Genomic DNA, 21,393 nt, shown 5'->3' with positions numbered 1-21,393 from the left:
ATGTTATTTTTCTATTAATCAATTGGTTATGAGTTTATTGCGCAAGAATTGGAGGGTTGCAGATGAGGCGCTAAGAAAAAATTACAAGAATGTTGGGGAAGTCTGGAAAGAATTACACGTACAGATAAGGATTTGTCGTGAAACAAAACAAAAATAAAATAAAAACAAATGCTTATAATTTTGGCACGGATATGGCTTAGTAGTGAGTAAGTGAGTTCAAAAGTTGTTTCACTTGATTTACTACTCAACTCATCAACGGAGGCTAGTTATGGCTACAACAAAAGAAAGCACAGTAAAACCTCAAGAGCAGTTAGAAGAAGCATATCACTTAGCGGAGCAAGCCACGACGGAAGCCGTCGGCGCAATGAAAGACCAAGCTAAAGAGAAATTTGATGTGGGCGCGGAACACGTTCAGCAGGCGACCAAGTCGGCAGAGAACGTTATCAAGGAGCGTCCATTGCTGAGCATTGGTTGTGCCTTCCTTGCGGGTTGGGCGGTTTCGAAGCTGATCAAATAATCACGGTCCAACGGATTAAGCCACATAACAGAAGGCGAGGGTTCCAATGAATAACTCCGGACAAGTCACTAACCAGCAACCAGGCTCGGCCGCAGCAGACAGCGGTCGAGCCCCAAGTGGGGAAGAAGAGCAGGATATCCAACAAACCATCAATGGTTTGAGCAGTATTCTTTCACAACTGGACCAATTGACTCAATCGCTGAAAGCGTGGTCGGGTTCAACGTTGGATTTGTTCCTCTTGGAGGTGAAGATTAATGCGTCCGCAGCGCGACAGATTTTGCTATGCACCATTGTTTTTACCTTATTGTCGGTATTGTTCGTGTTCAGTTTGTGCCTTGCTTCTGGTGTGGTGGCTTATCAGCTGACCGCTAACGTATATGTTGCCGTGGGCGTATTTATTGCGTCCTTAGGTTTGGCATTGTTGTCTTTAGCTTGGTGGCAGAAGCGTTTAGTTGGTTTCCTTGGATTCAAAAATACGACAGAACAGTTGCAGGAGGGGTGGGATGCGCTCGCTACAAAAGCTCAATCGAGCCATTCGAATCAAGCGGATGGAAGGTAAAGCATCTTTAGAGCAATGCTGCTTATCGATGGAAATGTTCACGTTTACCACTAAGAAGTTTGTGAAAGAAAATCCTTGGACGACGCTAGGTATTAGTGCTGTCGTTGCCGTTACCGCTGCCAAAGCGGGTCGATTGTCTCGACTGACTTCCTCTATCTCTTCCATGGGGCTATTGGCGAGTAGTGTCTCCGAACTAGCGGATTCGCTTGCCAAGCCAGTTATGGCAGCGTCTTCTAACCAGTCGGGCGTAGAACAAGGTCAAAATGCTGAACCACAAGCAAGCAATACTGCTTCGACAGAAGAGACCGCGACAGAAACAGAAGCCGAGCAACCCCAATAACGGCTTTCGCCGATAATTATTCCTACCGACCTTGAGCCTTTTTATGACAGCGAAATTGAACATGCCTGCCAACACCGCGATTGGTGCAACCCTTCTTGTCTTATTGCTCGTTCCTGGGCTGTATTTTGCTAAGCCAATCTTGTTACCTATTGTGCTTAGTACCTTTATTTCGCTGTTATGCAGTCCTTTCATTAACTATCTTGAAGACAAAGGTTTACCGCGCGCGATTACCGTCGTGGTGACTCTGTCATTCTTGGTTGGTGCTTCAATTATTGGCCTTGCTGCCATGTCGGAGCCTGCTAAGCAGTGGTGGTCTGAACTACCCAGTATCGTGAAAAATGTGTCGCAAGAAGTGAGTGAAGTGACTCAAGCCTCGGCGGATCACCTTAATACGCCGCTGAATATTGCCAGCGATATGGGTATGGATGAAGTCGGGAACAACACCGTATTTTCTTTGGTGAAGACACTCGCGACCACGACGCCGACCATTTTGACACAAGCGATGATCGTGCTGTTTATGGTGTATTTTATGCTCAATCATGGACGCAGCTTATTTCGAAAGTCAGTGTCGTACTTGCATGGGTTTGCCAAGCAGCGCCAAGCGATTGAACTGGTCAAAGCACTACAGAAAGACCTATCTCGATACATTGGCACTATCACGTTGGTGAATGCGGGACTTGGGTTGAGTGTTGGGGCGGTGTTTTTTGTTTTAGGCCTTGAGGACCCGTTCTTGTGGGGGGCGTTTGCTGGCGTGATGAATTTTGCGCCGTATCTCGGCCCAGTCATCTCCATGGTGAGTTTCGGTTTTGTGGCTTATCTGCAGTTGGAGTCGGTCAGTTTTATGCTCACTGTGGTGTCTATCTATTTGTTGATCAACTTGATTGAAAGTCAGTTTGTCACGCCAACGTTATTAGGGAAAAGATTCAATTTAAATCCGTTAGTGATCTTCGTTTGGCTCGTGTTCTGGGGTTGGCTTTGGGGCGGTATGGGGCTCTTAATCGGTGTACCGCTATTGGTCTGCATTAATATTTTGGTTGAGCGTCTGGAGCTGTGTCAATCAACTCAAAGTCAACCAAGCCAAACCATCCCCGAGGATGTGGCTCCACGAGAATGACTTGGGCGACAAGCTGGCTCAACGAAAAAGTTTTTCCGCACTTACTGGTCGGCTAAAAAGATACCCTTGACCGTAAACACAGCCTTTTTCGAACAAGTAATCGGCTTGCTCCTGAGTTTCTATTCCTTCCGCTACGACTTTCAATGACAGTGTTTTGCCCATGGCGATAATCGCATTCACAATCGCATTGCTATCGCTATTGCTGGGTACATCACTGACAAACGAACGATCAATTTTCAGCTTATTGATGGGTAAACCTTTCAAATAAGACAAAGACGAATAGCCTGTGCCGAAATCATCCAGAGAAATCTCGATGCCTAACCCTCTTAGTTGATTTAACGACGCAATGGCTTGTTGAGGGTCGATCAGTAAAAAGCTCTCGGTGATCTCCAAATCCAGCCGTTGAGCAGGGAAACCAGTTTGATTGAGGATATCGCTCAATCTCTGAATGAAATTCGATTGCTGAAGCTGTAATGCCGACACATTAACCGCAATTCTGCCAAACTCAACGCCTTGTTCCAGCCAAGCATTTCCTTGCTGACAAGCGTGTAGCAAGACCCACTCGCCAATGCTTTGGATAAGCCCCGTTTTTTCTGCAATTGGAATAAAGTCGGCTGGTGGTACAAGGCCAAATTCGGGGTGCTGCCAGCGTAATAAGGTTTCAACGCCAACAATCGCATGTTGCTCCAAGTTATATTGTGGCTGGAACTCTAATCGAAGTTGCTGCTTTTCTATCGCTTGATGTAAAGCAGATTGAATGCGCACATGGGATACCGATTTATCGGTTAAATCTGGTGAGTAAAATGCGTAGCCGTTGCGCCCATTTTTCTTCGCTAAGTACATCGCCGTATCTGCGTTTTTGAGTAAGGTTTCGCTGTCTTGGCCGTCTCTTGGGTATAAGGCTATGCCAATACTGGTCGAGACGCGCAGTGAGTCGTGATTTGCCAAGTCGAACGGTTGTTGGAAAACGCTGAGAATATCGCTGACGGTTTCCAGCAAAGCCACATCACTGTGGACGTCCGGCAAAATGATCACGAACTCATCGCCGCCAATACGAGCCACATGCGCATTTAAGTGAAGAATATCTTGCAGACGGATAGCCAACTTAGACAGCAACTGATCACCACAAAAGTGACCCATGCTATCGTTGATGTGCTTGAAATGGTCGATATCCAGAAATAGGGTGGCAAACGTCTGTTGGTTCTTCTGCCCGGTTTCAATGTGTTGTTCAAGCAAGCTAAGTAAATGGGTGCGATTAGGCAGATTCGTTAACGGATCATAAAAGGCCATGCGCTGCAGTTTTTCTTCGTGCGCTTTACGCACGGAAATATCTTCAAATACACAGATGTAGTTAATGAGATGATTTTTATCGTCCATTACGGCACTAATGGTCGCTAACTGCGGGTAAATGCTGCCATCTTTCTTTCGGTTGATGAACTCGCCTTTCCATTGACCTTTGGTTTCGAGCTGATGCCACAACTGTTTATAGAAGCCTTGGTCATGATGACCAGAGCGCAGAATTCTGGGGTTCTTTCCAATCACCTCTTCAGAGCGATAGCCGGTGATTTGAGTAAAGGCTGTGTTTACATCAATGATGTTGGCATTGCGATCAGTAATGACCATGCCTTCTTGTGAGTTATTAAAAATTTTGGACGCCAATGAGAGTTGCGTTTCGACCATTTTCCGGCGTGTGATGTTGCGCGTCATGCCCAGAATACCAATTAAGTTTCCGTCATTATCACGAACAGGAGACTTAATGGTTTCTAGCCAAGTTGGGTTATTGTTTTCATCAATTTGGCGGCATTCTTCGACGATGTTCAGCGTGCCTGTCGCCACGACCAAGTTATCGGCCTCAATGAACTTCTCTGCTCGCTCGTGGCTAAACAGTGCGAAATCGTCTTTGCCGATGATCTCACTGTTGGTCTTTTGCCACGCATTTTCTACGCTTCGGTTGGTCATCGAATAAAGACCATCCATGCCTTTTATCCAAATATGGTCTTCAAGGCAGTCGATAAACTCTTGCAGCGTCGGTAATGGTGTGGTCGCTGCAGTTTGATGGCGTGTTCGTTCTTGCTGGTAGTGTGAGCTGATATCAAAGCTCATTCTTCCCACTAATGCACTCAGCCAAGCAGAGACTACCGTGATTTGATCGTCAGGGTGAGTCAGCGCTAATACGGCAAACAGATCGCCATTTGGTAGCCAAATCGGACCTATGCTCAAGGTTTGCTGTCCAAAGGATGTGTGGCTTATCGTCAAGTCTGTCGGTGTAAATTGAGCGGCAACTTGCACTACCACTTCGACGATAGCGCGATGATTTTGAGCCGAGGTGGACACCTCAGTTGATAGCCACTGCTGGGTATCGCTCAGAGTATAAAGTTGTCCCTGAGCTTGAGTAGCATCACAGCATTGTTGCAGAGCCTGTTGCCAGTCTGCCATCAAAGGCGAAGGAATAGCGAAGCGAAACATAATTAATAACGTGTCCTGAAGCGCCCAAAGATAGTGGTATTAGAATCTAGCTTAAGCTATTGGGCCGTGTTGGTATCGTATCCAACGCTTAGGTAATTCCCAGCAGCGTAAGGCGCTTTCTATCATTAAACTGTTAGCTATATCTCTTTTTTATCCAACTCATTGCATCGTTTATTGAGGTTTTTTGTTCATCATTGAGAAGTGCTCATGGCTTTGGTTTTTTTACCCCACGATACTTGTTGGACCACTAATCCACTGATGATTAGTATTAAACCAATCAAGGTTGATGGATGAATTTCTTCACCAATGATGGTTGCCAATAGCATCAGTGAGATGAATGGCGAAGCAAAGATCAGATTACTGATGCGGGCTGTGTTTTGCGTCGATTTGAGGGCGCTTAGCCATAGGACGAAAGTGATCCCCATTTCAAATAGCCCGACATACGTCACCGCTGCCCAGCCTTTAATTGAGATTGCCTGCCAGCTCGCTCCTTCATAAAGACTTAAACCAATGGCAAATGGAATAGCGACCAAAAAACCAAGTAATACACCAACCACAGGGTCGGCCTTATTTTTGGTGTTTAAAATCCAGTAACCAGCCCACAACAGTGTCGATAGCAGCGCCAGCCCCACGCCCAACGGGCTCTCGAATTGCATGCCGAGAACATTGCCCTGTGTGGCAATCACAATCACGCCTACATAGCTAAAACCGCAAGCGAGCCAATCCTTAGCTCGGATCTTCTGCCCTAAGAAAACAGCAGCCATTAGCGTCAAGGTAATGGCCCAGCTGTAGTTAATTGCTTGGGCTTGAGATGCAGGAAGCAAGTCATACGCTTTAAAGAGAATGACGTAATACGCCAAGGGGTTAATCAACCCAAGCAGTAGGTAATACCAAGGGTTTGAGAGGAAGGTGGCACTTAATTTGCCCAACTTGCCTTGCACACCACAGATTATCGTCAGCGCAATCGCAGAGACGATACTGGCAATGCACAGCATTTGGATTGGCGTAAATTCTGCCAACGTGAGTTTAAATGCGGTTGCAACGGTAGACCAAAGTAATACTGCTGAGAGCCCAAATCCTAGGGCGCGACGCTCGTTCATGATGCCTCTGCGTGATGATGTGCCGCTCGGTTCAGTTAATTTGAGCGGAAGAAAGAATATTATAGGAAGGCCTAGTGTATGCGAGGATTTTTCATCCAACAAACTGGACATTTATCCAGTGTCTAAATACCATTGTTATAGATACAAAACACAGGCTAACTCGCTATTATGCAATGGATTCTTGAGTACCAATCTCTCATTCTCTCTTCTCTTTGTGCTGCCACGCTTAGTGGTGTCGCCGTCGGTTGGTGGGTGAAACAGCGTTTTATCACCCAAACTCAGCTTCTCGAACAACAACTTGTTTCAGAAAAGCAGCTTCACCAACAGCAGCTTGAACAGGTTAAACAAAGCCTTGCCGATGCCCAGCAAGAGTTGGATGAATTAGATGATGAGCGCGATAAAGCCGCGTTTGAAGTACGCCAAACACATGGAAAGCTGATGGCAGCAATGGAAAAACTGCGTTACTTCGAGGCCGTAAAGCAAGAGCGCCAGCAATACTTTGATGAGCTTGGTCAGATGCGTGAGCACAAATCACGTCTAGAAACGCAACTGCGTGAGCAGCAAGCACGTCATGAGCAAATCAACCAAGCCAATGCCGAAAAACTGCAAATTCTAGAGCAAGCGGAAGCGCGCCTGAAACAGCAATTTGAGCACTTGGCCAACCAACTGTTTGAAGAAAAAACCGCGAAGGTCGACTTGCAAAACCGTCAGAGTTTGGAAGGTTTGTTGTCACCGCTCCGAGAGCAGCTAGAAGGATTCAAAAAGCACGTTAATGACAGCTTTAGCCAAGAAGCTAAAGAGCGCCATACCTTAGTGCATGAGCTCAAAAACCTTCAACGTTTGAATGAGCAAATGACGCGAGAAGCGGTTAATTTGACCCAAGCGCTGAAAGGGGACAACAAGCAGCAAGGTAATTGGGGCGAAGTGGTGCTCGCTAGGGTGCTTGCCGAGTCGGGACTGCGTGAAGGGCACGAATATCAGACTCAGGTGAATTTGCAAAATGAAGCAGGCAAGCGCTACCAACCTGATGTGATTGTTCATCTCCCACAAAACAAACAAGTGGTTGTGGATTCCAAAATGGCGCTGGTCGCCTATGAGCGCTATTTCAACGCCGAAACTGATGCCGATCGAGACCAGGCTTTGAGTGCGCACTTAGCCGCACTGCGTGCTCACATTAAGGGTTTAAGCATGAAGGACTACCACAAACTCAAAGGTATTCAGAGTTTGGACTATGTGCTGATGTTTATTCCGGTTGAGCCTGCGTTCCAAGTCGCGATTCAAGCCGATCCAAGTTTGATCAAAGACGCGATGGAGCAAAACATCATTTTGGTGAGCCCAACAACGTTGCTGGTGGCACTGCGCACCATTGATAATCTATGGCGCAATGAACGCCAGAATGAAAACGCCAAAATGATTGCGCAGCGCGCGACAAAACTCTACGACAAATTACGATTGTTTGTGGACGACATGGAAGGGCTCGGCGGTGCGCTGGATAAGGCGAATCAAAGCTATCAAGGCGCAATGAACAAGCTTGCCACAGGGCGCGGGAATGTGATTCGTCAAGCCGAAAGCTTTAAGCACCTTGGGGTTGAAATCAAACGACCAATTTCTTCTGACCTCGCACAGTTAGCGCAGAGTGATTCATTTTCAGAAAATGACCCGTTAGTAGAAAGACATCCGGCTGAGGATAAAGTAAACTAATCGCCCGCAGTGCAGTGGGCGATTTTATTTGTCAGCAAACGCCCCGCAGAGAGAAAGCGCTGCCTAAGAGGAATTAGAATGACGGACACAAGTTTGCAATCCAATACAGCGTTAGAGAATGAAACCACTCACTTTGGTTTCTCTACAGTGGCAAAAGACGAAAAAGTGACTAAGGTTGCCGAAGTATTCCACTCCGTGGCAACAAAATACGACATCATGAATGACCTGATGTCTGGTGGTATTCACCGCCTTTGGAAGCGCTTCACTATCGATTGTAGTGGTGCTCGCCCTGGCCAACGTATTCTTGACCTAGGTGGTGGTACGGGTGATTTAACGGCGAAATTCTCGCGCATTGTTGGCGATGAAGGCCATGTCATCCTTGCTGATATCAATAATTCAATGCTTAACGTTGGTCGCGATAAACTGCGCGATAACGGAATTGTGGGTAACGTGCATTACGTTCAAGCCAACGCAGAAGAACTGCCGTTCCCAGATGATTATTTTGATGTCATCACCATCAGTTTTTGTTTGCGTAATGTGACTGACAAAGACAAAGCGCTTCGTTCAATGTTCCGCGTATTGAAGCCAGGCGGCCGTCTATTGGTGCTAGAATTTTCGAAACCAGTGCTAGAGCCGTTATCGAAAGTATACGACGCATATTCATTCCACTTATTGCCGAGAATCGGTGAGCTAGTTGCGAATGACTCAGAGAGTTACCGCTACCTAGCGGAGTCAATCCGTATGCATCCAGACCAAGAAACGCTGGAAGGCATGATGCAAGACGCAGGTTTTGAAAACACCAAATACTACAACTTAACTGGTGGTATTGTGGCTTTGCATCGCGGTTATAAATTCTAAGGGTTAACGGCATGCCATTTGAACCACTTATCACCGCTGTGATTGAAACGTCACTGAATACTCTGATCAAAGACGACCCTGCATTGGGCCGTCGTTTAGCGCGTCTAAAGGGTCAAGTTATTCAAGTTCACCTGAAAGAGATCAATAAAACACTGACGTTTGTTTTTAGTCAGCAAATTGATGTGCTCGGTCATTATGAAGGACAGCCAAACTGCTACTTATCGCTCAACTTGAGCGTGTTGCCAGAGCTGCGTGATCAGGCCAACATCACTCGCCTTATTAAACAAGATAAACTTGAGCTTGAAGGCGATATTCAATTGGCGCAGAAATTCTCTCAGTTGATGGTGGATTGCAAACCAGATGTTGAAGAGTGGTTGTCTCGCGTGACTGGCGATGTCGCCGCACATACCTTTGTGCAAGGTTCAAAAAACATCGGCAACTTTCTTGCGTCTCAAGCAGAAAAACACCAGCGTCATCTTGCGCAAGTAGTGACTGAAGAATGGAAACTGGCTCCCGCTCCGTTAGAAGTGGCCTATTTCTGCGACCAAGTTGATGAGGTTCGCAGCCAGGCTTCTCGCGTTGAAGCACGCTTGACTGCTTTGCTGAATAAGCTGGATGCAGATAAGTCGGCATTGGAGAAACCATGACGCCAGCAGAACTAAAGCGCTTATACCACATCGCCAAAGTACAATTGGAATACGGCTTAGATGAGCTGCTTCCCGATCACCAACTGACCAAAGCTCCGTTATTACTGCGCAAAAGCTTGTTCTGGATTAAGAACAAGCATCCAGAAAAACCACTTGGTGAGCGCCTGCGTTTAGCGTTGCAAGAGCTGGGGCCAGTTTGGATTAAGTTCGGTCAGATGATGTCAACGCGCCGTGACTTATTTCCTCCGCACATTGCTGATCCCCTGGCTTTGCTTCAAGACCAAGTGGCGCCATTTGATGGTGAGCTAGCAAAAAAGCAGATGGAGCAAGCATTAGGTGGCCCGTTAGAAAACTGGTTTACCGAGTTTGATATCAAACCACTGGCGTCTGCGTCGATTGCTCAGGTGCATACTGCGCGTTTAAAAGACTCTAACCAAGAAGTGGTATTAAAGGTTATCCGCCCAGATATTCGCCCGGTCATTGATTCAGATCTAAAACTGATGCACCGAATGGCGCGTATAGTCGCCGGAGCGATGCCTGAAGCACGTCGTTTGAAACCGGTTGAAGTTGTACGTGAGTACGAGAAAACATTGCTTGATGAACTCGACTTACGACGTGAAGCGGCGAATGCCATTCAGTTGCGCCGCAACTTTGAAGGCAGCGAAGAATTGTATGTTCCTGAAGTTTTTCCTGACTTCAGTAATGAAACTGTCATGGTTTCTGAGCGAATATATGGCATTCAAGTCTCTGATATTGATGGCTTGAAAGCAAATGGCACCAATATGAAATTGCTCGCTGAGCGCGGCGTGAGTGTGTTCTTCACTCAGGTGTTCCGAGACAGCTTCTTCCATGCCGATATGCATCCGGGGAACGTGTTCGTCAAACCCGAACATCCAGAGAACCCAATGTGGATCGGGCTAGATTGCGGAATCGTTGGTACACTTAATAGTGAAGACAAGCGTTATCTGGCGGAAAACTTCCTCGCGTTTTTCAATCGTGACTATCGCCGAGTGGCGGAGTTGCACGTTGATTCAGGCTGGGTTCCGGCAGATACCAATGTCGATGAATTTGAGTTCGCGATTCGCATTGTGTGTGAGCCAATTTTTGCTAAGCCACTGTGTGAAATCTCCTTTGGACATGTGCTGTTGAACCTGTTCAACACCGCACGTCGCTTTAATATGGAAGTGCAACCTCAATTAGTGCTGCTGCAAAAAACGCTGCTGTACGTTGAGGGGCTTGGTAGACAATTATATCCGCAGCTCGATTTGTGGGAGACCGCAAAGCCATTCCTTGAAGAATGGATGATGAATCAAGTGGGCCCGCAAGCTTTGGTGAATGCAATTAAAGATCGCGCACCATTTTGGGCGGAGAAGTTACCGGAACTGCCAGAGCTGCTTTACGATAGCCTGAAACAAGGTAAAGCGATGAACCAACGCATGGATCAGCTTTATCAAGGGTATCGTCAGAGCAAGCGCCAGCAGGCGACAGGAAAGTTTTTATTTGGCGTTGGCGCCACTTTAGTCGTATGCTCGGCAATATTGGTGAACAATGCTTTTGAGCAGCTTTCGTTGGCCAGCGGTATCGCAGGTGTCACATTTTGGCTGCTTAGTTGGCGAGCTTATCGTCAATAGACGTTAAACTCTTGAAATATTTTTGTTTATTTAAAGACCCGAGGTAAAGAGAATGGGTGGTATCAGTGTTTGGCAACTTCTAATCATTGCTGTAATTGTTGTATTGCTATTCGGAACTAAGAAACTACGCGGTATCGGTGGCGATCTGGGTGGTGCCGTTAAGGGCTTCAAAAAAGCGATGAGCGAAGATGAACCTGCGAAAAATGACAAAGACGCAGACTTCGAACCAAAAAGTCTAGAAGAGCAGCAGAAAAAAGAAGCTGCTCCTGAAACGAAAAAAGACAAAGAGCAGGCGTAAAACGTGTTTGATATCGGTTTTTGGGAACTGGTATTAATATCTGTTGTTGGTCTGGTCGTTCTTGGGCCGGAGCGTTTGCCTCATGCTATTCGCAGCGTGTCTCGCTTTATCGGTGCCGCTAAGAGTATGGCAAATAGCGTCAAAGACGAATTGTCACACGAGCTGAAAGTCCAAGAGCTGCAAGAAAACTTGCGCAAAGCAGAGCAAATGGGGATGGATGATTTGTCCCCTGAGTTGAAATCTTCAGTCGAAGAATTGAAGAAGGCAGCGCAATCTGTAAATCGTCCTTACGCAAAGAACACCGATTCAGAGGCTGAGCCTGTAAAAACAGAGCCAGCAGCAGAAAAGGTAGAGAAAGCGGAAGAGAGCAAGGTTACAGCGGCAGATAAGAAAGCCGAATAGTCTCATTAGGAGGAGCTACTAGTGATTGGTAGCTCCTTTTTGATCTGGTTTTTAATAAGAGGTTTGCCATGTCTACCGTCGAGCAGACACAACCTTTAATTAGTCATTTGTTGGAGCTTCGCAACCGACTACTGCGCTCAATTTTGGCAGTGTTGGTGGTGTTTGTCGGACTAATTTATTTCTCTAACCACATTTACGAGTTTGTTTCCGCACCTTTAGTAGAGCGTCTACCTGAAGGCGCGACCATGATTGCTACGGATGTGGCTTCACCCTTTTTCACGCCACTGAAGTTGACGTTAATCGCTTCGGTATTTATTGCGGTGCCGTTTATTTTGTATCAAGTTTGGGCCTTTGTTGCTCCTGGCTTATACAAACATGAGCGTCGTTTGATTATGCCGTTGCTGTTTTCCAGCTCACTGCTGTTTTATTGCGGTGTGGCATTTGCGTATTTTGTGGTGTTTCCACTAGTGTTTGGCTTCTTTACTGCTATCTCATTGGGTGGTGTAGAGTTTGCGACCGACATTTCTAGCTATCTCGATTTTGTCCTAGCACTATTTATGGCGTTTGGCATCGCGTTTGAGGTGCCTGTTGCGATCATTTTGTTGTGTTGGACTGGTGCCACCACTCCAGAAGATCTAAGACAGAAACGGCCTTATATCATTGTGGCGGCGTTTGTCGTAGGTATGGTGTTAACGCCACCAGACATGATCTCGCAAACCTTACTCGCTATTCCGATGTGTTTACTGTTTGAAGTCGGTTTGTTCTTCGCGCGCTTTTATACTCGTCGAAGCGAAGAGGTAGAAGCGGAAACCGAAGAATAAGGCTAATCTAGATGTGAAAAGCGGCTCAATTGAGCCGCTTTTTTTGCGGTTGGTTTGTTTCTTGGGCTAACTACTTAACTTTCATGACGTAACCACACTTTGTGCATACGTATACTTCCTTGATGCCCAGCAGCTTTTGAAAAAAACTGCGCGGTACGCGTTGTAAGTAAGCACCATGTGTACACACTTCAACTTCCATATTCATGCTGTTTTACATTTGTGCTAATTAATGGGCATAAAGCAGTATAGAAAAAGAATATGTCTAATTGTCGACAGTTTTGCAAAACAGACGAAGTAAAGTGGTGATATGAGAGGTAAGTAGAGTTGCTAGTTAATTATTATGTTTATCAATAACTTTGTGTGGGTTGTTCTATTATTTCAATAGGTTGAATCATTCATTCAATAGTTTAGGTAATAAAAAAGCGACGTTGATTTCGTCGCTTTTTTCAATTTTCGTGAATTAAATATTAAACAGCTTTTTGGCATTTTCAGTCGTTATTGCATCGATAGTTGCGACATCGACATCACGCAAGTCGGCAACACGTTGTGCAACGAGAGAAGTGTAGGCTGGTTCATTACGCTTACCACGGTGCGGTACAGGCGCTAAGTATGGACAATCGGTTTCTAAAATGACCCACTGCATATCCAAATGTGGAATGACTTTATCCATCCCGCCATTCTTAAAGGTCGATACGCCACCCAAGCCTAAGTGGAAGCCTAGCTCATTGATTGCTTGCGCTTCTTCTAAGCTGCCTCCAAAACAGTGGAATACACCACGCAGAAGACCATCTTGCTCTTGTCTTAGCAAAGTGAGTGTTTCTTCAATCGAATCACGAGTGTGGATAACGACTGGTAAATCCATCTCTTTTGCCCAGTTAAGTTGAGCTACGAACGCCATCTCTTGCTCGGCGCGATAGGTTTTGTCCCAATACAGGTCGATACCAATTTCGCCCACCGCAATAAACTTGTGTTTCTCAAACCAGCCGCGGATGATTTCCAACGTTTGCTCAACGTTGTTATCCACATAGCAAGGGTGGAGTCCCATCATTGAGTGGCACACGTCAGGATATGCCGCTTCGGTTTGTAGCATGGGCTCAATAGAGTCCAGATCGATGTTTGGCAACAGGATCTTATTAATGCCTTGCGCTAAGGCGCGTTGTACTACTTCATCGCGGTCGTTATCAAATTCGCTGGCATAGATGTGCGCGTGGGTATCGATCATCGTTACTCTCTGTGCTTCATGGTTGGTTTCGTATTCGAAGTATACTTGAGTGTGAGTGCTGGGTCATTTTCAGTTTTTTTCATTACCTTTTTCCAGATTGTCACTCGCAACATGCATCAAGAGTGATATGATTTTGTTCACCAGATGATTTGATCATCATAACCGTCCAGACAAGGAGAAAATGGTGTCTGTATCAATTCAAGGTCCATTCCCTGCACGCCGTATGCGTCGTTTACGTAAGCACGATTTTAGTCGTCGTTTGATGGCTGAGAACCAACTTTCTGTTAATGATCTGATTTACCCAATGTTCATCCTAATGGGTAAAGATCGTCGTGAGAGCGTGGAGTCCATGCCGGGTGTAGAGCGTTTGTCGATTGATTTAATGCTAGAAGAAGCGCAATACCTTGCAAATCTAGGCGTACCAGCAATCGCGCTTTTCCCTGTCGTAAACCAAGACGCTAAAAGCTTATGTGCTACTGAAGCCTACAACCCAGAAGGTTTGGTTCAGCGAGCAGTACGTGCGCTTAAAGAACATATTCCTCAAATCGGTGTGATCACAGACGTGGCACTTGACCCATTCACGACGCACGGCCAAGACGGCATCATCGATGAAGATGGCTACGTAATGAATGATGAAACCACGGAAGTACTGGTTAAGCAGGCTTTGTCTCATGCAGAAGCGGGTGCTGACGTAGTCGCGCCTTCAGACATGATGGATGGCCGTATTGGTAAGATCCGCGAAGCATTAGAAAATGCGGGCTACATTCATACACAAATCATGGCTTACTCGGCTAAGTACGCGTCGAACTACTACGGACCATTCCGTGATGCGGTTGGCTCTTCTTCAAATCTAAAAGGCGGCAACAAGAAAAACTACCAAATGGACCCAGCAAACATTGACGAAGCGATCCATGAAGTGGCGCTAGACATCAATGAAGGTGCGGACATGGTGATGGTTAAACCTGGTATGCCATACTTAGATGTAGTTCGCCGAGTTAAAACCGAACTTCAGGTACCGACGTTTGCTTATCAGGTGTCTGGTGAGTACGCGATGCATAAAGCGGCGATCATGAATGGCTGGCTCAAAGAGCGCGAAATTGTGATGGAATCACTACTGTGCTTCAAACGTGCAGGTGCTGACGGCATCTTAACGTACTTTGCGAAAGACGTGGCTGAGTGGTTGGCAGAAGAGAATGCACAAACTGCTCAACACCTAAATCGTACTCCGGAAGCGACTGAAGAGTAATTATCGCTCAGTGAGAAACACCAGACCAACAAGAGTTGTTCGTCTGTATATACCCAAGTAACCTCAGGCGGATTACAACAGTAACAATCCAAGGTGCTTGGGTATTTTTATTTTGGAGAAGAGAACAATGACAATGCTGATTCGTGAAGGTACATTGGAAGAAGCACTTCAAGTTGTGGCACGTGTTACCGAATTTTCGAAAGGAGAAACGGTAGACTCCATGACTCAACGTTTAGAAGAGAAAAACAGTTTAATCCTCGTTGCAGAAAAAAATGGCACGATTGTCGGCTTCAAAATAGGTTACGAATTAGAGGATGGTGTTTTCTATAGCTGGTTGGGTGGTGTTGTTCCTGAGGCTCGAAATGAAGGCGTGGCACAATTGCTTTTGGAAGCACAAGAAGATTGGGCGGCTGAGCAAGGCTATAACACGTTAAAAGTGAAATCTCGAAATCAGTTTCCTGCTATGCTTCGATTGTTATTGAGGAATGGCTATATCATTGAAAAATTTGAAGAAAAAATTAATCTTCGTGAATCTCGAGTTCATTTCATTAAAGCGATGTGAAAATAAATGAGATTTTTTCTCATTTAACTGTTGACTACGAAATGAGAATCATTATTATTAAACCTGTCTTAGGGAATGAGGAAGAGTTCACAAGGACGTTGAATGACTTATTAACAGAAGTTGATTAACTGAAAGTTGAGAAGTGATGAAACATTTTTCCGAGAACTTGCACGAATTCTTTTTGACACGACATTGCTCACATTGCTTCCAGTGTAATTTATAGCTTCTTGGTTAAGCTGCTCTATTTACAGAATTTGCTTTACCACTTCTGCTAGGCGACCCCATTCGGGTCGCTTTTTTCTTTTCTACGATTTCTATTTGACGTCACTATTCGTATTTTTTCCACACACGATGATCATTTAAGGATCGTTGATCTTCTCGCCGTTTTATAAAATAAACATTTAAAAACAATAACTTAACGCGCGTGTTTTGTGTGTTTTCTATCATTGGATAACCAGTGGATAATTTCTATAAACAGAGTTATCCACAGGGTGAGGTTATCTTCGTGAATAAAATCGAAAAATTTACGCGACCTAGATCGAGCGAACAAGATAGATTCGGCTCAGCAGTCATGGCATCCTAGGCAGATCTCTCAAGTACTGAATTGGATACAGACAATTATGGCAAGTATTCCTGAAAATCCGTTGATCCTTATCGACGGCTCTTCTTACCTATATCGCGCTTTTCACGCCTACCCGGGCACCATGAGCAATGGTGAAATTCCAACTAATGCCGTTTACGGTGTCGTGAACATGTTACGCAGCATGATGCGTCAGTTTGCGTCTGAGCGCATCGCGGTGGTTTTCGATGCGAAGGGAAAAACCTTCCGTGATGATATGTATGCAGAATACAAAGCTAATCGTCCGCCAATGCCGGATGATCTGCGTTGCCAAATTGAACCATTGCACAATGTTATTCGCGCGATGGGTTTACCACTGATCTGCGTTCCTGGTGTCGAAGCAGATGACGTCATTGGTACGTTGGCGTATCAAGCATCACAAAAGGGCATGCCTGTATTGATCAGTACTGGTGATAAAGACATGGCGCAGTTGGTGGATGATAATATTACCTTGATCAACACCATGACGAACGTCGTGATGGATCGTGAAGGTGTGGTTGAAAAGTTTGGCATTCCACCTGAGTTAATCATCGACTACCTAGCGCTGATGGGCGATAAAGTAGATAACATCCCTGGTGTACCAGGCGTGGGTGACAAAACAGCGACCGCACTACTGCAAGGTATTGGCGGTCTGACTAAGCTGTATGAAAATCTCGATGACATTGCTGCGCTTGGCTTCCGTGGTTCTAAAACCATGGCGAAGAAGCTCATCGATAACAAAGAAAATGCCATGCTGTCGTACGAGCTCGCAACCATTAAATTGGATGTTGAACTTGAAGAAACGCCAGAATCACTGCTGAAAGCGGAACCAAATAAAGACGAACTAGTGAAGTTGTATGGTCAACTGACGTTTAAATCTTGGTTGAACGAGCTACTTGAAGGTGGTTCTGGGTCGGTAGAAGCTGTTGAGCTTGCAGGCTCTGCTCAAGCCTCTGCTTCTCATGCCGAGATGGAAACTTCCGCAGTGACAATCGACCGTAGCCAATATGAAACGATTCTGGATGAAGAAACCTTCAATGCGTGGCTAGACAAACTTCAAACGGCCGAGTTGTTTGCGTTTGATACGGAAACCGACAACCTAGATTACATGCTAGCGAACTTAGTTGGTTTGTCATTCGCTGTCGATGAAGGTATTGCCGCTTATGTGCCTGTTGCACATGACTACCTAGATGCACCTGAACAGCTTGATCGTGATTGGGTTCTAGAACAGCTTAAGCCAATTCTTGAAGATGCAGCGAAAGCAAAAGTTGGTCAAAACTTAAAGTATGATGCGTCTGTATTGGCTCGTTATGACATTGAGCTAAAAGGTATCAAGCACGACACGATGTTGGAATCGTACATTTACAACAGTGTCGGCGGTAAACACGATATGGACAGCTTGGCGCTTCGCTTCCTACAACATAGTTGCATTTCTTTTGAGCAAATTGCAGGTAAAGGCAAAAATCAGCTTACGTTTAACCAAATCGAGTTGGAACAAGCATCGCCATACGCGGCAGAAGATGCGGATGTGACCCTTCGTCTGCACAATCGCTTGTTTGCGAATATCGAGCAGGATGAAAGCCTGAAGACAGTGTACGAAGAGATTGAAATGCCGTTGGTGCCAGTTCTTTCGCGCATTGAACGCACCGGGGTCTTTATTGACGAAATGAAGCTGAGTGCGCAGTCGGTCGAGATTACCGCTCGCCTTGATGAGCTTGAAAAGAAAGCGTATGAAATTGCAGAGCAAGAGTTCAACATGAACTCGCCAAAGCAATTACAAGCCATCCTATTTGAAAAAATGGGTTTACCGGTGGTGAAGAAAACGCCATCAGGTACACCATCGACGAATGAAGAAGTTCTGCAAGAACTCGCGCTAGATTACCCACTGCCAAAATTGATTTTGGAATATCGCGGTTTGGCGAAGCTTAAATCGACGTACACGGATAAGCTGCCGAAGATGATCAACCCAACAACAGGGCGTGTGCATACTTCTTACCATCAAGCAGTAACCGCAACAGGTCGTCTATCTTCTACCGATCCGAACTTACAAAATATTCCAATTCGTAACGAAGCCGGCCGTCGTATTCGCCAAGCGTTTGTCGCACCATCTGGGCATAAGATCTTAGCGGTCGACTACTCGCAAATCGAACTGCGCATCATGGCGCACCTTTCTGGCGACCAAGCGTTATTAGATGCCTTCCGTGATGGTAAAGACATTCACGCGGCAACTGCGGCAGAAATTATGGGTCTGGATATTGAACAAGTATCGAGCGAGCAGCGTCGTCGTGCTAAAGCCGTTAACTTCGGGCTTATCTATGGCATGAGTGCATTTGGTTTGGCGAAGCAGCTTGGTATCCCTCGCGGCGAAGCACAAGCCTACATGGATAAATACTTTGAGCGTTACCCTGGCGTTATGCAGTACATGGAAGACACGCGCAGCACGGCTGCAGATAAGGGCTATGTCGAAACGATTTTTGGTCGACGTTTGCATTTACCAGAAATCAAATCGCGCAACGGGATGCGTCGTAAAGCTGCTGAACGTGCGGCAATCAACGCACCGATGCAAGGTACGGCTGCGGACATCATTAAGAAAGCGATGCTGTTGGTTGATCAGTGGATTCAGGAAGAAGGCAATGGCCGTGTGAAGTTGTTAATGCAAGTACACGATGAATTGGTCTTTGAAGTTGAAGAGTCATCATTGTCCGAAATTGAAAGTAAAGTACAGAAATTGATGGAATCTGCAGCAGAGCTAAAAGTACCGTTGGTTGCAGAAGCAGGGCACGGTGACAACTGGGATCAAGCTCATTAGTCACTTTTAGACCAAAATAACCAATTAATTATGAGCCAGCGCACAAACGCTGGCTTTTTTTTGCGATTAAAAAAGCTAGCGCAAAGTTAACTTTGATGTTGCTTAATAAAAATTTCATGAAAAAAAACTACAAAAATTCTTTGCAATTCTGACCAATTGTTGTACATTAATACTCGTAGGGTACAGAGGTAAGATGTTCTATCTTTCAGACCTTTTGTTTCACGTTATTGGATTAGGCTGATTCAGCCGCCCCAGTCAGCTTTTGACTGGGGCGTTTTTTATTGGGCGAAAGAAATTTTTTCTTTTTGTTCAATGTGTTGGGTTGGTAACGACTTGTCTTTATATTTCTCCCACCTTTAACCTATTGTCTACACTCCAATTTTCTTCAAAAACTCGCAAACTATTCAGTCTGTAAATTTATGCCAATCACACTATGATTTTTTCTTGAAGGAAACTAAGTTGAAGGGAAAATGGGCAGATTTCTGTATAACTTGTTGAATTGTATTTTCTTTATTGGTTATGGCTGTGAGTTGATTAAGCGAAAGCTAAAGTTAGGCGGCTTTTTAAGCTATTGAAATCATCCGATAGTTCAGCAATGCTTCGTCACATAACAATAATTACCAATTTTTCTCTCCCGTTATCCCTGCCAGGAAGGTGGGGATTTTTATTGCCTGTTATTTAGCTCAGATAAACAAAAGCCCCACCAAATGGTAGGGCCGTGTCGAAAAAATTTAACAAATATTGTTAATTATTCTTCGTCGCTTGTTGGGGTATCCAGTTCGTCTTCTTCTATCAGGTGCGCGAGCGCCGGTGCAAACCAGGTATCCAGTTTTGCGCGCAGTTGATCAACGCCTAATCCTTTAAGGGAAGAGAACACATCAACGGAAACGTCGCCACCGAAAGTTTCCACTTGTTTGCGAACTTTCAGCAGGGTTTGTTTGCGTGCGCCACTTTTTAGTTTATCTGCTTTGGTTAGCAAAACTTGCACAGGAATGTGGCTATCGATGGCCCAGAAAATCATTTGCTGGTCGAGATCTTTCATTGGATGACGAATGTCCATCAGAACCACTAAGCCTTTTAGGCACTCGCGTTTCTGTAGGTATTCACCCAAAGATTTCTGCCATTTGTTTTTCATCTCTACCGGTACTTGAGCAAAACCGTACCCAGGTAGATCGACAATGTGACAACCTTCTTCTACTTTGAAAAGGTTGATTAATTGCGTACGACCAGGTGTCTTTGATGTCTTGGCTAAGCTTTTTTGATTAGTTAGACGGTTAAGTGCACTCGATTTACCAGCGTTTGAGCGTCCTGCAAACGCAATTTCGACACCTTCGTCTTCCGGTAGGTGACGAATATCGGGTGCGCTGGTGATGAAATGCGTATTTTGGTAATGAATTTTTACGCTCACTGTTAACTCCATCTCGACTTTGTGTAGTCGATTGATTACTTTTTTGTGAAAATGTGTAAAATAACCGTGCTCGGCATAAGGTCGCCTATTGTACCATGAGTGTACGCGGTATGTTCACATTCCGTGGTACTGGAAGCTTGATAATTATAATGGAATGTCATGAAGAAATTAGCGCTAATTTTGAGTCTTTTAGCCAGTTGCTCAGTATGGGCCCAAGGTAATATTGAGGCTGGTAAAGCAAAATCACAAACCTGTGTCGCCTGTCACGGAGCAGATGGCAACAGTGCAATAACAACGTACCCGAAACTCGCAGGCCAACACGCTAAGTATCTTGAGAAGCAGTTAAAAGAACTTAAGCTAGGCATGACAAGTGGTGGTAAACAAGGTCGTTACGATCCTGTAATGAGTGGTATGGCAATGCCACTGAGCGATGAAGATATCGCAGACCTATCTGCTTACTACGCTTCGCTACCAGTTTCAGAAAACTCAACACCTGAAGATGTGGTAGCAAAAGGCAAAACGCTTTATACCGCCGGTGATGCCGAGCGTGGCCTAACCGCATGTATTGCATGTCATGGTCCTCGTGGCAATGGTACTGAGCTTTCAGGTTTCCCGAAAATTTCTGGTCAGCATGCTGACTACATCAAAGCTCAGCTAGAAAAATTCCGTGATGGCGACCGTGGTAATGATATGAATGCCATGATGCGCGACATCGCGAAGAAAATGACAGACGAAGATATCGAAGTACTGTCTAAATACGTTGGCGGTCTGCACTAATATACCTAAATCGCTCAAGATCCTGCATCTTGAGCTGGTTGGGTAGATGTCCCTACATCGTTCGAGCAACTTGTACAAAAATGCCCTAGTGAATCCACTAGGGCATTTTTGTTCGTGACAGATATCACAGTCGAGTTTGGATGCGAAAGCGATAGTTGGCTCGGCAGTTTGTGAGACATTTGCCATACTTGATGTTGGCTTTTTCTTGTTAGTGTTTTTAAGTTTTTGATTAAATGACAATTTTGATATTTTTAGAAAATAGGCGGATTATTTTTTCAACCCATTACTTGTGAGCATCGCGGGATGGCGTAAAGTAG

At 45.3% G+C, this 21,393-nt stretch carries 19 protein-coding genes; 15 read left to right on the top strand and 4 right to left on the bottom strand.

Features of this window, described 5'->3' with window-relative positions:
* The first annotated feature begins 268 nt into the window (after positions 1-268).
* The 4 genes from NL645_RS17490 to NL645_RS17475 are packed head-to-tail and all read left to right on the top strand — an operon-like array spanning position 269 to position 2,530.
* The gene (locus tag NL645_RS17490) at positions 269-517 is read left to right on the top strand and encodes a hypothetical protein (protein WP_005394426.1); all 249 of its coding nucleotides are present in this window, start codon (positions 269-271) and stop codon (positions 515-517) included.
* Positions 518-563: 46 nt separating this feature from the next.
* Positions 564-1,076, top strand: coding sequence for a hypothetical protein (locus NL645_RS17485; protein WP_253652117.1), 513 nt, complete (start codon positions 564-566; stop codon positions 1,074-1,076).
* Complete coding sequence (locus tag NL645_RS17480) at positions 1,021-1,416, top strand: hypothetical protein (protein WP_253652116.1); 396 nt, start codon at positions 1,021-1,023, stop codon at positions 1,414-1,416. Before NL645_RS17485 ends, NL645_RS17480 begins: the two co-directional genes overlap by 56 nt.
* 43 nt (positions 1,417-1,459) lie before the next feature.
* Positions 1,460-2,530 carry an AI-2E family transporter gene (locus tag NL645_RS17475; RefSeq protein WP_253652115.1) on the top strand — a complete coding sequence of 357 codons (1,071 nt, stop codon included), beginning with the start codon at positions 1,460-1,462 and terminating at the stop codon, positions 2,528-2,530.
* Between the two features lie 18 nt (positions 2,531-2,548).
* On the opposite strand, the gene NL645_RS17470 is transcribed toward NL645_RS17475, so the two are convergent.
* Complete coding sequence (locus NL645_RS17470; RefSeq protein ID WP_253652114.1) at positions 2,549-4,996, bottom strand: bifunctional diguanylate cyclase/phosphodiesterase; 2,448 nt, start codon at positions 4,994-4,996, stop codon at positions 2,549-2,551.
* A gap of 191 nt (positions 4,997-5,187) precedes the next feature.
* A complete protein-coding gene (locus NL645_RS17465) occupies positions 5,188-6,096 on the bottom strand; it encodes a DMT family transporter (protein WP_253652113.1) in 909 nt (302 codons plus the stop codon).
* A 168-nt stretch (positions 6,097-6,264) separates the two neighbouring features.
* Between NL645_RS17465 and rmuC the strand changes: the two genes are divergently transcribed.
* The 7 genes from rmuC to tatC all read left to right on the top strand — a co-directional run bounded on the left by rmuC (position 6,265) and on the right by tatC (position 12,454).
* Positions 6,265-7,797, top strand: coding sequence for a DNA recombination protein RmuC (gene rmuC / locus NL645_RS17460; RefSeq protein WP_006741771.1), 1,533 nt, complete (start codon positions 6,265-6,267; stop codon positions 7,795-7,797).
* 78 nt (positions 7,798-7,875) lie between these two features.
* Entirely contained in the window at positions 7,876-8,655 is a 780-nt protein-coding gene (gene ubiE, locus NL645_RS17455; RefSeq protein WP_005379210.1) for a bifunctional demethylmenaquinone methyltransferase/2-methoxy-6-polyprenyl-1,4-benzoquinol methylase UbiE, read from the top strand.
* Positions 8,656-8,666: 11 nt separating this feature from the next.
* Positions 8,667-9,302 (top strand): SCP2 domain-containing protein, encoded by a 636-nt coding sequence (locus tag NL645_RS17450; RefSeq protein ID WP_253652112.1) that lies wholly within the window; start codon positions 8,667-8,669, stop codon positions 9,300-9,302.
* Positions 9,299-10,933, top strand: a complete 1,635-nt coding sequence (gene ubiB / locus NL645_RS17445) for a ubiquinone biosynthesis regulatory protein kinase UbiB (RefSeq protein WP_006741774.1) — start codon at positions 9,299-9,301, stop codon at positions 10,931-10,933. The genes NL645_RS17450 and ubiB overlap by 4 nt, the downstream gene beginning before the upstream one ends.
* A 52-nt stretch (positions 10,934-10,985) precedes the next feature.
* Positions 10,986-11,231 (top strand): Sec-independent protein translocase subunit TatA, encoded by a 246-nt coding sequence (gene tatA, locus NL645_RS17440; RefSeq protein ID WP_005382958.1) that lies wholly within the window; start codon positions 10,986-10,988, stop codon positions 11,229-11,231.
* A 3-nt stretch (positions 11,232-11,234) separates the two neighbouring features.
* Positions 11,235-11,633 (top strand): Sec-independent protein translocase protein TatB, encoded by a 399-nt coding sequence (tatB, locus tag NL645_RS17435; RefSeq protein ID WP_005382959.1) that lies wholly within the window; start codon positions 11,235-11,237, stop codon positions 11,631-11,633.
* A 68-nt stretch (positions 11,634-11,701) separates the two neighbouring features.
* Positions 11,702-12,454 (top strand): twin-arginine translocase subunit TatC, encoded by a 753-nt coding sequence (tatC, locus tag NL645_RS17430; protein ID WP_005379234.1) that lies wholly within the window; start codon positions 11,702-11,704, stop codon positions 12,452-12,454.
* 460 nt (positions 12,455-12,914) lie between these two features.
* On the opposite strand, the gene NL645_RS17425 is transcribed toward tatC, so the two are convergent.
* Positions 12,915-13,676 carry a TatD family hydrolase gene (locus NL645_RS17425; protein WP_253652111.1) on the bottom strand — a complete coding sequence of 254 codons (762 nt, stop codon included), beginning with the start codon at positions 13,674-13,676 and terminating at the stop codon, positions 12,915-12,917.
* Between the two features lie 184 nt (positions 13,677-13,860).
* Between NL645_RS17425 and hemB the strand changes: the two genes are divergently transcribed.
* The 3 genes from hemB to polA all read left to right on the top strand — a co-directional run bounded on the left by hemB (position 13,861) and on the right by polA (position 18,891).
* Positions 13,861-14,922: a porphobilinogen synthase gene (gene hemB / locus NL645_RS17420; protein WP_031777176.1), complete on the top strand. Its 1,062-nt coding sequence runs from the start codon at positions 13,861-13,863 to the stop codon at positions 14,920-14,922.
* A gap of 127 nt (positions 14,923-15,049) precedes the next feature.
* The gene (locus NL645_RS17415) at positions 15,050-15,484 is read left to right on the top strand and encodes a GNAT family N-acetyltransferase (protein WP_012841227.1); all 435 of its coding nucleotides are present in this window, start codon (positions 15,050-15,052) and stop codon (positions 15,482-15,484) included.
* 620 nt (positions 15,485-16,104) lie between these two features.
* The gene (polA, locus tag NL645_RS17410; RefSeq protein WP_253652110.1) at positions 16,105-18,891 is read left to right on the top strand and encodes a DNA polymerase I; all 2,787 of its coding nucleotides are present in this window, start codon (positions 16,105-16,107) and stop codon (positions 18,889-18,891) included.
* A gap of 748 nt (positions 18,892-19,639) precedes the next feature.
* Here polA and yihA read toward each other — a convergent pair.
* Complete coding sequence (gene yihA / locus NL645_RS17405; RefSeq protein WP_104971129.1) at positions 19,640-20,299, bottom strand: ribosome biogenesis GTP-binding protein YihA/YsxC; 660 nt, start codon at positions 20,297-20,299, stop codon at positions 19,640-19,642.
* 159 nt (positions 20,300-20,458) lie between these two features.
* On the opposite strand from yihA, the gene NL645_RS17400 reads away from it, so the two are divergent.
* The gene (locus tag NL645_RS17400; protein ID WP_005379248.1) at positions 20,459-21,076 is read left to right on the top strand and encodes a cytochrome c; all 618 of its coding nucleotides are present in this window, start codon (positions 20,459-20,461) and stop codon (positions 21,074-21,076) included.
* The last annotated feature ends 317 nt before the right edge of the window (positions 21,077-21,393 follow it).

Source organism: Vibrio sp. Y51_MX_L26, from assembly GCF_024181935.1.
Classification (GTDB): Bacteria; Pseudomonadota; Gammaproteobacteria; order Enterobacterales; family Vibrionaceae; genus Vibrio; species Vibrio diabolicus.
Note: the sequence above shows the minus strand (reverse complement) of the source record. Positions and strands in the feature narration are given on the sequence as shown.